The organism is Flavobacterium limnophilum (genome assembly GCF_027111315.2).
In the GTDB taxonomy this organism is placed as follows: domain Bacteria; phylum Bacteroidota; class Bacteroidia; order Flavobacteriales; family Flavobacteriaceae; genus Flavobacterium; species Flavobacterium limnophilum.
Window position 1 is genome coordinate 2,003,280 of sequence record NZ_CP114289.2, and the last position, 15,254, is coordinate 2,018,533.

Annotated in this window: 7 protein-coding genes; all 7 read right to left on the reverse strand. The window is 37.9% G+C overall.

Annotated elements, in window-relative coordinates:
* Positions 1 to 5: 5 nt before the first annotated feature.
* Positions 6 to 3,746, reverse strand: a complete 3,741-nt coding sequence (locus tag OZP13_RS08250; protein WP_281299303.1) for a pectinesterase family protein — start codon at positions 3,744 to 3,746, stop codon at positions 6 to 8.
* A 173-nt stretch (positions 3,747 to 3,919) separates the two neighbouring features.
* Positions 3,920 to 5,611, reverse strand: a complete 1,692-nt coding sequence (locus OZP13_RS08255) for a glycoside hydrolase family 28 protein (protein ID WP_281299304.1) — start codon at positions 5,609 to 5,611, stop codon at positions 3,920 to 3,922.
* A gap of 13 nt (positions 5,612 to 5,624) precedes the next feature.
* The gene (locus OZP13_RS08260; protein WP_281299305.1) at positions 5,625 to 7,265 is read right to left on the reverse strand and encodes a glycoside hydrolase family 43 protein; all 1,641 of its coding nucleotides are present in this window, start codon (positions 7,263 to 7,265) and stop codon (positions 5,625 to 5,627) included.
* Between the two features lie 180 nt (positions 7,266 to 7,445).
* Positions 7,446 to 9,128 carry a DUF5123 domain-containing protein gene (locus tag OZP13_RS08265; RefSeq protein ID WP_281299306.1) on the reverse strand — a complete coding sequence of 561 codons (1,683 nt, stop codon included), beginning with the start codon at positions 9,126 to 9,128 and terminating at the stop codon, positions 7,446 to 7,448.
* A gap of 12 nt (positions 9,129 to 9,140) precedes the next feature.
* Positions 9,141 to 11,066, reverse strand: a complete 1,926-nt coding sequence (locus OZP13_RS08270; protein ID WP_281299307.1) for a RagB/SusD family nutrient uptake outer membrane protein — start codon at positions 11,064 to 11,066, stop codon at positions 9,141 to 9,143.
* Positions 11,067 to 11,083: 17 nt separating this feature from the next.
* Positions 11,084 to 14,356: a SusC/RagA family TonB-linked outer membrane protein gene (locus OZP13_RS08275; RefSeq protein ID WP_281299308.1), complete on the reverse strand. Its 3,273-nt coding sequence runs from the start codon at positions 14,354 to 14,356 to the stop codon at positions 11,084 to 11,086.
* Positions 14,357 to 14,369: 13 nt separating this feature from the next.
* Positions 14,370 to 15,185: a hypothetical protein gene (locus OZP13_RS08280; protein WP_269243410.1), complete on the reverse strand. Its 816-nt coding sequence runs from the start codon at positions 15,183 to 15,185 to the stop codon at positions 14,370 to 14,372.
* Positions 15,186 to 15,254: the final 69 nt, after the last annotated feature.

Below are 15,254 nucleotides of genomic sequence, written 5' to 3' on the forward strand. Positions count from 1 at the left end.
TTAATCTAGTTTTTAATCACTTTTGCTTTATAAACAGCTCCTTCGGCATTTTTCATACTGATAATGTAAACACCAGAATTCAAATTGCTTAAATCTATGGAACGTGTCACATCTGTTGGCAACAGTCCATTTTTGACTTTTTGTCCTTGGATAGAATACACTTCATAGTTTAGACTTCCAATGCCTTTTGGCAATGATAAATTAACCACGCCAGTTGTTGGCATTGGATAGGCAATCACTTCATTGGAATCTTTTATTTTTCCCAATCCCAAAGTTGTGGTAGCACTGGCTGTACTCAAACCACCGTATTCACTAACGGCTTGCACAGTATAAGCATATTTTGCTCCTGCAGCAGTAGTATCTGTATATGTGGCATCGGTTGTAATTCCCAACACCTTGCCTTCTCTACACACAACATAGCAAACAGCATATTGATTGTCGTCCCATTTGAGGGTGTTGTTTCCAATATCCGAAAGATTGGTTGGTGCTGCCACTTGTTCCACCACCAAACGTGGATCCCATTTGTCTGTACCTCCCAAAACGTTTTCTATGGTGTATTCATCAGCCTGTGCTTTGGTCAATACTGGATTGTAAGCTCCTGTTTGATTAACCCCACTTACGGAGAAAACATTGGTTCTATTGTCAGTATTAACAGCTACTCCACTTCCATTTACACTGTTGTATTCTGCAAATAGTGCAGGCAAAGTTCCCATGCTTGCCCATCCTTGTGTATTGGGTTCGGTTACCATCGTGGTATTCAAATAAACTGCTCTTGGAGCATTTTGCCAAGGACGTCCTAAATAATAACTTGCAACTGCAGTAATTGTATTATTATTAAAGACATATCCATAAGGCTCGGTTGCCAAATGATTTGGAGCCACTAAATAACCCGCTGCAACCGAAACCAATTTACATTCTTCAAACCAGTGTGTTCCTCCTCCGCAAATAAAGTCCACGTCGCCTTCGATTGTAGATTTATAGTAAAAACTTCTGTTACCGCCTGTAACTTGAGTGTCTTGTTTACTTCTCAATCTAATTCCGTTATACACATTTCTGTCTCCAGCTGGATTGAGCGCAGGTCGCTGACCAGCTGTTGTCATTCCATCTTTATGCTCAATGGTTATATTCTCCATATATAAATCATTGGCTTCAATAGACAGAACCGCATTTTTGATACCCCATCCTGGATTTCCTTGAAGAATTACATTGTCTTTGGATTGGGCAATCAGGGAAACATTGTTTTTTCCTGCTGGAAGTTGCAACACAATTCCTTGTGGATTGGTACCATCTCCACCCAAATTATAAGTTCCGTTTGTAATGAATACCAAAAATCTTGTGGTAGAATTAAGTGGTGCTGCTGTAAATGCTTCGGCAATAGTTTTCACATATTTTCCCGTGGCTAATTGCGTAGTCGTTGCATTGGCATCAACAATCAAGTCATAGACACGTTTGGCAGGAATTGGTTTTACCATTGTTTTAAATGACAAATTAAGCGCTGTAGCACTATTTCCCGAAAGGTCTGTAACCAATCCGGCTGGCATATTGAAAGTATATGGTTTGTCGTATTCCAATCCATAATAGCTAAATTTCACTGTTTTGTTTACAAATTCAGGAGTTAGCACTTTACCGTTGAAGGTAACTGTTCCCGTACCTAATTTTACCTTTTCGTCATACGTCAAGATGATATATCCACTGGCACCCACTGTAGTTGAAGCCGCAGCAGGAAGCGTGGTTTGAAGTACCGGAGCAATCGCGTCCGATACCAGAACTTCATCGGCTTTGACCGTAACATTTGACAATACCGTTGCCGTTACATCAGTTGCACTTCCGTGTTTTGGGCCAGTTACATTAGGAAACCATCTAAGATAGATTTTTGCTTTTCCTTCTGCTTCAACGGGCAAGATTCCTCCAATTGAAGTGATGGAACTCGTATTTATAGTAGTCAAGCTGGAAACATTCACAAAGTTTACACCATCAAGTGAATATTGAAAAGTCCATTCGTCACAGCCATAATAGTATCCAATAAGTCCCGACGAAACATTTATATTTTTATATCCAACTGTCGAAAAAGAGGTCATAAAATGGAAGAACTGCCCTTTATTAGTATTCCATACACCTAAACCATTTACTCCTCCTCTATTCAAAAGTCGTACATTGGGAGCAACCGTATTATCTGAAACTTGATAAGCAAATAACTGAGGTCTGTTTTCGACATTAGAATATAATTCAGCAACTCTTGGATGTGCATATTGATCGTTCTTGAATGTCCAACCCGCTATAAAAGATTGATTATCATAAGTTCCTGTGATACTCTTGTTGGCATCCATTACTACAGATGTACTTAAAGCAGTAGAACTATCAGACCAATTGCTGAATTTAACAATATCGTTTTCAATGGCAGTAATAGTTACATTAGTCCCTGCTTCGTAAACAGAGAACGCTCCATCCTTGCCCGCAGGAGCAATAGAAAATTCGCCTAAACCGTAGGCGCCAAGAACATTTACATTCAAGGTATAAGTAGCCACTGGTTCAAATTCGGCAACATAAGTAGTATTTGAAGTAATCGTAAATGTGTAAGGGTTTGCAGTTGAAACTAAAGCGCCATTTCCATCCACCCAGCGTTTAAAACTATAACCAAAGTTACGGGTTGCAGTCATAGTAACATTGTCTCCTTGGTTGTAAATGGCACTTGAAGGCGTAACTGTCCCTCCTGCTGCAGGAGCAGCAGAAACGGTCAGATTGGCCGGAGCCGAAACCACTTTAAGCCATCTTGGATCCCCAATAATACCAACTGTGGTACTTGCAGTGGCAACAGGCGATGTGGAAACAATAGAGAAATCACCATTAGCTGCATCTGCAAAACCAACAGTTGACAATCCTAATCCTGCCAAGGTATTATCGGTAATGCTTGAAGAAGTTGCAGATGTCAACGTATAAGTACCGTAATTTACCACCAGATTTTTTTCGGCCACTAAATTACCTCCGGTAGCAATCACAATTTTTGGCAACAAGGTCGCGCCAGGTTCTGCTATGATGTTGTTTTTAAAAACATAATTTGAGGCCGTGCTATAAAGGTTTCTTACATTGCATAATGCTCTGGTGTCGTCCTTTCCCCATTTATAAACGGTATTGTTTTGAAATGAAAAATTAAAAACATTAGAAGTTGCCGCAGTCTGTGGATAGAAAAAACTTTCACCAAGAGTGTAATTGTATAAAGTGGTATTAGTCACTTCAAGCGATTTTACTATGTGCTTTGGATAAAGAAAACTATACCCCCCAGATCCACAATTTTTGATCGTACAATTGTTAAATTTTATCAAATCAATCGTATTTGCAGTAGTATTTGCTGTTCTTAAAATACAACGGTTTACATTTTGAATGACAACATTATTAAATTCTATAATTTTTAGATCGCCAATAGTCCCATCCATAAAATAGCTTGCAGCTATGTTAATTGTTAAATCTTTAAACAGTAACCCACAATTTGTAACAGCGGTTGAAGTCCCCAATCCAATTGATTGAGTAATAATTACCGTAGCCTTATCAACCCCTTGCAAGGTTATCACTTTACCAGTCTGAAAATTGATTCCAGACGTATAGGTTCCTGCATCTAACAGTAAAATGTCGCCATCAGCTGCAGCCGTCAAACTAGCTCCTATTGTAGCGGGCGTAACATTTATCGTACTGGCCGATATTAAATTTGTTCCAAAGAGGAACATCATAAAAAGTAAAATTATTTTCTTCATTTTTTTATTTTAGTTTAAGTTAAACAGTTCATTATTGCCTAACCACAAAATCTTAATTCATAAAATCCGTGTTAGAGGTTTAGATATCGTATTATTTTTTCATACTTTATACAGTTTTAATTTTATTAATTATGCAATGAGTTAATTTTGGACACAACAAATTATGTCCCCTTTTATTCTATTATTTTTACTTGATCTTTAATCGATTCCAGCACTTTTACATCCTTGTCAAAAGCCATTTTTTTGCCATTCGTTTTCAATGAGACCTCTTTAGTGGCAGCACCTCCAACCCAAAACATTTGGTTTTCTCCAATAGATTTAAAACTTTCGACAGTTACATTTTGACTATTTGAAAAACTTGCCGCAATACCTGGTTTATCCAGTCTTAAATCAATATTTACAAAATCAATTTTACTGGCATAATTCATTTGGATCCCAGCTTCCGAGCGAATCACCATATTTTTGAATTGTATGTTTTGAACAGGCATTTCCGGGATTCCCATAATTTTTAAGGCTTGTTTGGCTCCATCGACATAAATATTCTTGAAATACATATTCTTGAAGGCAGGAGTTTGATCGGAAACCGTTTCTTTTTCGACAATCATTTCGCCAGTAACGGGATCTTCGACTGCTCCTTTGGTAAAATAATAGAGGTTAAAATTGATGGCATCTGTTGGAATATTCTTCATCCTGATGTCTTCCATCCAAATATTTTCGACCAGACCGCCTCTTCCTCGAACGGACTTGAACCGCAAGCCACAATCGGTGCCAATAAAAGTGAGATTCTTGGCCATTATATTCCGAACGCCACCTGACATTTCACTTCCAATGACAAAACCTCCGTGGGCGTGATAGACCACACAATCGGTGATTACAAATAATTCTGTTGGTTTTCCACGCTCACGTCCTTCTTTGTCTTTGCCCGATTTTATGCAAATGGCATCGTCTCCGACATCAAATTTGCAGTTGGTTACCGTCCCAATTCGGCAAGATTCGATGTCCAGACCGTCTCCGTTTTGGGAATACCATGGATTGCGAATGGTTAGATTGCTTAATGTCAGATTTTCACACATCAGTGGATTGACATTCCAAGCTGGGGAATTTTGAAAAGTAACTCCGTCCAAAAGGAGTTTTTTGCAATTCACAAGGCTGACCATTACCGGACGTAATGCCTGTTTATAGGGTTTCATGTTTTCAACGGTAGGCATTTTTGGCAGTTTGTCTTTCTGTTCATTTCCAATTAATGCTTCTTCGGAAGGATACCAAATTTTGCCGTCCCTGGAAAGAACGCCTCCTGAACTCACGAGCGTTTTCAATTGTTCAGCGGTCATTTTACCAATTTTAATCGGACGCCAATTAGAGCCATTTCCATCAAAAATTCCTTCTCCCGTAATGGCAACATTTTCCAAATCGACTCCCATGATAGGCGATTCGCATCGAATGACTTTGTTGCCTTCAAAATAAGATTCTATCAGTTCATATTGATCTAAATCACTTGTAAATGAAATGAAAGCTCCATTTTTTGTGTGCAAATTAACGTTAGATTTTATTTTTATGGGACCAGTAGTCCACAAACCCGAAGGAATGACAACAACGCCTCCGCCCGATCCAGAACATTTTTTGATGGCATCGTTAATGGCTTTGGTGCAAAGTTTTCCCGTGTTTGGAATCGCTCCAAAATCGATAATATTCAATGTATCCGCTTTGAATACTGGAATTTGCACTTCCGGCATTTTAAAAGGCAGGTTCCCGTTAGCAAAAGTCTTTTCGTTAGAAACATTTCTAACTAAGCTGGTCGTCTTGCTGCTACAAGAAATAGCAGAAAACAGTACCAGCCACACCAAGAAAGTTGTTTTAATTTTCATCCTATTTTTAATTTTATTCTACTCTAAACCAGTCATAATCGGCATAACTGCTGTCATTAATAGACTTGGTTCCCGTTGCAAACAGTCCAATCTTTGCTCCTACCCAACGTCCGGCGCTTGGTTTGAAAGGTTTTCCAAATGCCTTGAATGTTTTTCCGTCAGTACTGTAATAAAAAGTAACTTTAGCATCGAAAGGCTCCCTGTTTTGTACCATTTCAACTTTGGTACGGAAATAAATCTTTTTTTGGTCAATAGCCGTGGATGCAATTTCTGTCTCGTTGTCTTTGGAAGTTCGGGCATCTTTCAGTAATCGCTGCACTAATTTGAGACCGCCTTTGGCATCTTGCTCGATAGCGATATAGGCATAATCTTCACCAAAAACTATCAAACCTGTGCTGCATTCTCCTGCATCCGGATTATTTTCGAAACTGAGCTTGGTTGTGGCAGAAAAGTTTGCTCCAGGGAATTTTTGCAACAAAAGATTGGGCATCACCCACATCGTTTTCATCTCTTGGGGATGCGGTATACAATTCAACCTCATAAATCCTAGATTGGCAGATGACCATCCCCAATGTTCGCCAGGATTTTGATTGGCTTGCCATTGCCATTGCAATCCAAATTGATGTCCATTGAATTCATCCGAAGAAACTAAAGGTGTAGCCGGGTAAGTTTTGCCAACGTTGGGTTTTGTCCATTCCATAACTGGTTCGCCGATTCCATCTTTATTGGTATCTTTCCCCATAATTGGCCAACCGTCTTTCCAAGTAACAGGTTGAAGATTGACCACACGTCCATAAGCCCAACGATCCTGAAAATGTATGAACCATCCGTCTCCGTTAGGAGTTTCGACATATCCACCTTGATGTGGTCCGTTCATGTTTGTATCCCCTTGATGTAAAACAACTTTAGACTCATAAGGTCCCCAAACGTTCTTGGAGCGCATGGCCAATTGCCATCCGGGTTTTACGCCTCCAGCAGGAGCCATAATCCAGTAATAACCATCACGTTTGTACATTTTAGAACCTTCAACAGTCGTGTGACCATTATGGCCGTCAAAAACCATTGCGGGATTACCCGTTAACTTCGTGCCGTCTGGATTCATTTCAGATACCATCAAAACAGTCTTGACTGCAGCTCGACTCCCTGCAAAAGCATAGGACAAATAGGCTTTTCCGTCCTCGTCCCAAAACGGACAAGTATCAATAATTCCTTTTGCTTCTTTTACCAACACTGGTTCTTCCCAAGTGCCAGCAGGATTTTTGGTTTTAACCCTATAGATTCCAAAGTCGGGATCACCCCAATAAATATAATACTCTCCATTGTGGTACCGAATTGATGGAGCCCAAACCCCATCGCCGTGGCGAACCGCACGATAATGCTCAACAGGAAATTGATCCTGCAATGCATACCCGATCAACTCCCAGTTTACCAAATCCATTGAATGAAGGATGGGCAATCCCGGAGAAGAATTAAAACTGGAAGCAGTCATATAATACCCCTCTTTGCCTGCACATACATCGGGATCTGAATAATCGACATGCAGAATGGGATTTTTGTACTTTCCGTTTCCTAAGTCACCATTCCAGCCTTGAGCATTTGCTCCTAATACATAGACTGTCAAACTTATGGACAGTAGTATTCGTTTAAATTTCATTTTTAATTGTGTTTTAATCAAGAAGTTTTCACCAAAACCTTTTGTATATAATATGCGATTCCGATTAGCTTCAAACTAAATTGTTTGTTGTGCTTTGCAAATAGAAAAAGTGAAGAAAAGAAGTATCCAAAGAGGATACTTCCTTTTTTTACTTAAAATAATTTATTCGGCAAACTGTTTTTAAGGAAGCCATCTGGTGTCTCCTGATTTAGTTATGACAACTGGAGAATTAGGATCTTTTATTTTTAAATTTCCTGCTTTTGGATCCACAAACAAGTTTAGTGCACTAATTCCCAATGCGGTTCCTTGAATACTCGTAGGCCCCAGCAGATAATCTGTAGTGGTATAATTATTACTATAGGTAGTCGTACAACCTGCGGCAATGGCTTGAATTACTTTGCCACAGGCAGAAGCTAACACTACATTCTTGAAAACCAAAGTAGAACCTACTGCTGAAGGGATATTAATTAATGAACGATTATAAGCATAATCATAAATCGTAACATTGTTATATTCCAAATAAATTGGATAAGTAGAGGCACCATAATCAAACAAGTTTTTGAAATTACGCGTTTTATCAGGTACTTCCGTACCTATAGTATAATAATCTCTCATAAAAGTACAATTAGAGAAAACGGCTCTTTTAAAATTATCGGCTCCAGCAGAGCCAAGAGCAAAAGTACCATAAGGACCTGAATGACCACCATTCATATCCAAAGTACAATAGTTCATCTCAAAGTTTCCTACTTCTTTATATTTTCCATTTCCTTGATGTCTCCAAAAACCACGTCTGAAATTATTGAATACACAGTTATAGAAAGTAACTTCGCCAATGGTCCAAGAATTTCCACTATTAAAGAAGTAACTTGCATCAATGGTTTGATAAAAACGAATGTTTTCAAACGCTAAAGACGACAAATAGCCTCCCTCTTTAATATTCCAGTTTCCGTTTAATTCAATTTGTGGTCGTTCGCCTTGGTTACTACCTGTAAGTTTAAAACCTTTTGAAATAGTAAAAGGAGTAACTTTAAATAACGAACCTGCTTCTAAGTAATATTCCGTTCCTTCTGGAATCGTTGGATCCAAATCGTTCTTTCTTAATAGTGCATCTAAATCATCCCCTTTCATCACCAAAATTTGTCCTGCCGATGGTCCTGAGGAACGAAAAGTTACCTGATTATAAGGTCTATCATAAACACGTGATTTAGTATTATCGTAAACATTTACATTGTAAGCGGTACTTTTTTGCAAACCTTCCACTTTGGCTTGTCCGATTCTTATTTCCTCTGCTGTTAATTTACGTCCTATAGCAGGAACATCCTTAGATGATGCCGGCACAACAGAAATACTATCCACTGGATTTGCCACATCAATCTTCCAACTCACTTTCACATCGTTTTCGGTAATATTTACCTTCTCCACTTTGTTTAATATTTGAGCATATGGCGGACGATCTTCTGTCAAAGCACTCGTATAACTCCATTGTGAATTAAATTTTGAGTCAGCCTTATTGGCACGAACTCGAATGTAGTACTGGGTTTTATAAGGAATGTCATCCATAAAAATCTGTGTATCCGTAGTAGTATAGGATTTGAACAAACTGGTGTAGTAATTATCAAAATGCAATTCTACAGTATAGGAATCGGCATCATTTACTTTGTACCATACCAAAGCAATGGAATTACTTTTAACCAAAGCAGGGGTACTGGTATCCGAGAGAGAGACGTCAATAAACTTGGGTTGAAACAAATCTCCATTCTTATCGTATCCCAAATTCTCCTCTTGACAAGAGTTAAACATTCCTCCAAGCAAAATCATGCTTAAAAGTGAAATTATATATATTAGTCGTTTTGAATTTTTCATACTATATTTAATTTAATAGTTAAAACCATAATAATTCTGAATATTCCCTCGATGGTCAGTAATCACTTTAGAAGGATAAGGGCACAGATAACGCAAAGGATCATTAGGAGTTACACTTGTTGCATTGTTGAAATTGATAAACCCTCTAAAACTCCATTTGATATCGTTTCGCGGTTCATAAGTTTGAGTATCACTATTTAATGAATACCAAGCTGATGCAAAAACCTGTTCGGTATAACCTGCTGGTTTAGCTGTCAAAATCTGGTCAATTCCTTGAATATCTAAAATGGTTCGACCTGCATTTTTAGGATCCGGGATGTTTTTCCAGTACACACTTCCAGGGACATCACCTATACCGGCAACATAAGCTCCATTCGCTACTTTACCCCAGTTGATCAATTTATTGTATTGATTATAAATTACTTCACCATATTTATTCCATCGTGCTAAATCAAACTTACGTTTACTCTCGCCGCCAAACTCCCAAGCACGTTCCTCCATGATAGCATTGAAAAACAACTCTGGAGATGTTTTAGAAGCAACATAATTATCCACTTTATCAGGCCAGCTTGCCTTATCGAATGCTCTGCGGCGCACACGTCTTAGGCATTCGCGAGCGTCTTCACGTGGGCCAACACGTTCGTTTACGGCTTCGGCATACATTAACAATACATCGGAAAATCGCATCCATGCGAAGTTTACACCCGTAGATTTAGTGCTTGCAGCACCCAATGCCTTCTCCTCATAAAGTTTCGACCATTTTCCAGTTGCCAACTTGGCTAAATCCAAACGAATTACTTGATTCAGATTAACATCATACGAATACGGTGCACAGGTAACATCTCGTCTCAAATCTTTCTTGTCAAACGAGTACAAATAAGTTCCACATAAACTAAGACTTCCTGAAGCTCCTCCATAAGGATTAGTTACTGGTGCTGATGATCCTGGTTGTATTACTTGTCCCGTGATTGGAACTCCTATGGAATATCCATATTCCCCTGAGGTACCTTTTAATAAAGCTAATGAAAACATAACATCATCATCAACTGGTGTTACCCAATTGTTTTGTTGTTTCCAAAAATCGCTATAACTCAATTTTAGATCATGGTGTTTCTCATCAATTACTTTACCTAAATATTTGATTGCAATATCATAATACATTTCATAATTATCTCCACGAACCATTTTTCCGACACTAGATGGATTGCTTGTATCGGGACGCAAAGCCCATCCTCCACGAGTAAGAGCCAATAAACCAATCAAGCCTTGATTAAAACTTTTTGAGGCACGTTCTGTACCAAAATCTAACTGATTAGGATATTGCATTAGCGGTTCAACAGACTTCAAATCGTCTATTAGAAATTCCAAAATTTTATTTCTATCGGTAACTCCTACCGTAAAATCTTCTCCTCCAACTGATGATTTCGTACGAAATACAACATCTCCCCAAATGCGAATCATGTCGAGATATACCATCGCACGAAGTGTCTTAGCCTCTCCATACATTTGAGTTATATTGGACGCTTTGTCTTTCGGGTCTGCTTTATAAATATCTGAATTTTCAATTCCTTCAATTACATCATTAGACAAGTTAATAATTTTGTACATCGCATTCCAAGTAGAATTCAACGTTGTCCAATAAGGCTTAGGTTGAAAACAGGCTATATCAGAACCATTTACATTAACCGCATTAGTTGAAATCCCCGACATTTCTACATCGGTATTCGGATTAAACACAAAAGCAAGACGGTTAGAATACACATCGTCGCTCAACATCAGTGTATATATACCAGCAACAGCTGAATGTATTTCACTTTCTGAACCGAAAACCTCAGCTTGGGTAAACCCTGTTGCTGGATTAACTTCTAAATAATCACTACAAGATGTGAAACACAAGCCGAAAGTAAATAGAAGGCTTAATAATATCTTTTTATTCATTGTTTTAAGATTTAAAATTAAAATGATAATTGAGCTCCAAAAGTGTAATTTCTTGTTCTTGGATACGCATTATAATCAATGTTAGGTGTTAATCCTGCTTCTAAATTAACCTCTGGATCGTAGCCCGAGTAATTGGTCCAAACAAATAAATTAGAACCTGTTGCATACACACGAACTCTATTAAATACAAGTTTCTTAGTTAATGCTTTCGGAATTGTATATCCCAGCGTAAGTGTATTCAATCGTAAAAATGAACCATCTTCAATGGCATAGGACTCAGCTATAGGACGACCAACCGTGGTTGGATTCCACATAGTGGCATTTTTATTGAAATCGGCTAAAAGCTCTGGCGAGTATCGAAGATCATTCCCCATATCATCAAAATTTCTCCAACGATTGGCCAACGAAACTTCCATTCCTAAATTATTTTGGGTATTTGAATACCAAGAAGTCATCATGATTTTGTTGGCATTATAAACATCAAAACCATACACAAAGTTGAAAAAGGTAGATAAATCAAAACCTTTCCAATTGGCATTAAATCCAAAACCTCCTGAAAAATCTGGATTAGTATCTCCAATAACCTGTCTGTCATTTGCACCAATTACATACGTATTGGAATCTGATGCATCAACAGGAGTTAATTTTTTGAATTTAGGATTTCCTGGGCGTGGCGCACCTGCCAAGTTTACCGAGTTGGCAATACCGTCTTTAAGTTTCCACACTTTAGTAATTGGATCTAAAGGCAAGAAATCATCTACTTTATAAAAACCATCATTTACAAAACCGTAAATCAATCCTTTTGCTCCGCCAACATATGCACGGTAATCATCATCGTTTAGCAATTGTGTTCCAGCCCATCCTGAACTAAGAATCCATTCATTCTCTCCACTTGAAAGTGCATCAATTTTGTTTTTGTTAAATCCAATATTGAAGTTTAAATCCAATTGAAAATCGTTGCTGTCTTTGCCCTGAACTACAGTACCAGTAAGACCAAGCTCAATTCCTTTATTAGAGGTTTGACCTACATTCGTCATAATTTTACTAAAACCAGATGTTCCAGGAATATCAGAAGGTACTAACAAATCTTTTACTGTATTTGTATAAACTTCAAGAGTACCTGTAAGACGTTCCTTAAAGAAACCAAAATCGACACCAAAGTTTGTTGTATAAGTTGATTCCCATTTTATATCAGGATTAGTCAAAAAAGTAGCATTATAAAAATTATAATAGTTATTACTATTTTCTCCCCAACCTACTGATTTGTTTTGAGAAACGCCATAATATTTAGCATATAGATCGCTACTAATTCTATCATTACCAGAAACTCCATAACTCAAACGAAGTTTCAAATTCGAAACGGTTTTACTATCCTTCAAAAAGGCTTCATTAGACATTCTCCACGCAAATGAAGCGGAAGGAAACACTCCCCAACGATTAGAAGGACCAAACTGTGTTGAACCATCGGCGCGAAGTGTAAAAGCGGCAAGATATCGATCATCATAACCATAACTTGCACGACCAAAGAAGGATGAAATTCGATTTGGAGAACCTTCGACAGAATTGTTTGTTAAAGGTGTTCCCAAAGCAAGATTAGATAATGCTTTTTCTCCCGTTATAGTTTCAGGAAAAAAACGAGTGGTATAGGTTTTATTAACACTACTCTGATCCTTCATTTCTTGTCCAACCATCAATTGAATATCATGAAGCGAATGCAGTTTAAAATTATAATTCAATACATTAGTCAATTGCCAACGAGGGCTTTGAGTCATTCCCCAAGATACTACTGGCTGATTACCATTGGCATTTGCAGCACCTGTACCTGTACCAAAGAAACGACCGTCTTCTGCATATTGGTATTGAAACCCGAAGGAACTACGAAAACTTAAACCATGTTTAATATTCCAAGTTAATGCCCCAACGGTGTTAAAGGTACGCGAAACACGATTGCGATAATTTTTCTGAGCTGCTTCTATTGGATTGAAACGTGTAACAGGTGTATAATCTTCAGGATCAAAATAAGTATCATCTTCTGGTAAAGTCATGTAATCTTGCAAACCAAGAGTTGGCGCTTGACGTATCGCATCTAACAAATTAACCCCTTCTGTACCAGAACCTGATATTCTTTGATCTGTAAAACGAGATTGTAATTCAAAAGTAAATTTATCAGATAAATTAGTATTAAATGTAAAGTTAACGTTGGTTTGTTTCATACCAGTCCCTACCAATACTCCAGGTTGATCTTGATTCACAACAGCAAATTTGTACTTTGTTTTTTCAGTACCTCCATTTATGCTAAAATCGAGGTATTTAGCAATTGGATTAGTACCAAAGATTTCATCCTGCCAATCAGTTCCCTTATTGCCTTGATAAATATACAATTCATTAGCATGCCCATAGCGATTAAAAAAAGCCGTTGGATTAGACGATTTTTGTCTTTCGGACTCATATTGCATCATCGTATATTCATAAGGATCCATTACGTCCAAATGATTCGACAAGGTTTTCATCTGCATATAACTATTTATATGCACCGAAACTTGACCTGCTTTAGGTTTCTTTGTAGTTACCAACACAACTCCATTAGCACCTCGAGCACCATATATAGCAGTTGCTGCAGCATCTTTTAGGACTTCTACCGATTCTATATCCGTTGGCGGAACATCATTTAGGGTAGCCACCTCAAAACCATCCACCAAAATCAAAGGCGAATTATCTTGAGTGATTGATCCACCACCACGAACTCGAATCTGTATTTCAGCCCCTGGGGAACCATCGTTTGAAGTAATCTGAACCCCTGGTAATCTACCCACCAATGCTTCGGATACAGAGCTAGTTGGAACTTTTTCTAAAGCTGTTCCTTTTATACTAGAAACGGCACCTGTTATGTTTCCGCGTTTTACAGAACCATAACCAATAACCACCACTTCATTCAATTCACTTAGCGATTCTTTCATCTGGATTTCAATACCAGAGGTACGTCCTTTTAAAGGCATAATAAAGTCCTCCATCCCAATAAATCTAACCACCAAAACTGCTGTATTGGGATTACTTACCTTTATAGAAAATTTACCATCCATATCACTGGAAGTATTCGCTTTTTCATTTTTTACTATAATTGTCGCACCTGGAATCGAGCCCATTTTATCACGTACAACACCCGTTACGGTCACCAATTTCTGAGCATAACCATTGGCCGTCAATAACAAGAGGACAAAAACGCTCACGATATATTTTTTTATCGTCATAACTTTTATATTATTATTTGGATTTTTTTTTAATCTGTTCATTATTGTATTTTAACTATTTTGTCTGCACAACACCATTAATAGTCACCACATAATCTTTAATAATTGGTGTGTCGGGATCATTCAAGTTAAAATCGACATTGGTAACTCCATTGGCCAAAATTGGAAAAGTGTCTGCCAACTCTTTTGTTTTGACAACAACTGAATTCGCATCCATAAACTCAATTTTGACACGAACATTATTTGCTTCATCGTCCGTTTGGAATACAATAAAATCGTCTAAATAATTTACTCCGCCAGTGGTTGTTTTCTTGGATCTAAAAACAGACATATCACCTTGTATAAAACTTTCGTCAACCGCTTTGTATCCAGTTCGTTTTACAAATACCGTAGTTTTAATAATAGAATAACTTGGATCTGCCACAATGTCTTTTGCTTTCAAACGCAATGTTCCAGTTCTTGTTAGAATGTTCATTTTAAGAGTATCCGCAAATGGTGAGTTGTAAGACGTAGCGGCCGACAAGTTTACCTTTTGATCGGCAGAAACTAATTGCGGAACAACTAAATCCTTTAGATTGACTGGAGACGTGACCATTTGAGCTGGAATATCGGATGCCATAAAAGTGTACTTCCCATTGTTTAGAGCAAAACGATAGAGTGAACTATAGTTCCCAAAATAATCGCCGTTTTCTTTATAAATAAAAATCGGTAATGTTGAAATTCCAACATTGAGATTCCAAGGGCTACCATTCAACTGAAGCGCATAATCTCTCACCACCGAAGTGTCGTATTTTATTTCATCTTTAGTACAGGCAGTCATCAATAAAAGCAGTAGTCCACATCCAAGGACAAGATTTATTATCTTTCTCATATTATACCATTTAAAATTTGAAATTCTTTAAGGACAACTAATGACCGTAGTGGTTCCCTCGATTCATTA

Bases quoted from the DNA above. Each gene is read 5' to 3' on its own strand.
- OZP13_RS08250 (WP_281299303.1), bottom strand. From the start codon at position 3,746: ATGAAGAAAATAATTTTACTTTTTATGATGTTCCTCTTTGGAACAAAT.
- OZP13_RS08255 (WP_281299304.1), bottom strand. From the start codon at position 5,611: ATGAAAATTAAAACAACTTTCTTGGTGTGGCTGGTACTGTTTTCTGCT.
- OZP13_RS08260 (WP_281299305.1), bottom strand. From the start codon at position 7,265: ATGAAATTTAAACGAATACTACTGTCCATAAGTTTGACAGTCTATGTA.
- OZP13_RS08265 (WP_281299306.1), bottom strand. From the start codon at position 9,128: ATGAAAAATTCAAAACGACTAATATATATAATTTCACTTTTAAGCATG.
- OZP13_RS08270 (WP_281299307.1), bottom strand. From the start codon at position 11,066: ATGAATAAAAAGATATTATTAAGCCTTCTATTTACTTTCGGCTTGTGT.
- OZP13_RS08275 (WP_281299308.1), bottom strand. From the start codon at position 14,356: ATGAACAGATTAAAAAAAAATCCAAATAATAATATAAAAGTTATGACG.
- OZP13_RS08280 (WP_269243410.1), bottom strand. From the start codon at position 15,185: ATGAGAAAGATAATAAATCTTGTCCTTGGATGTGGACTACTGCTTTTA.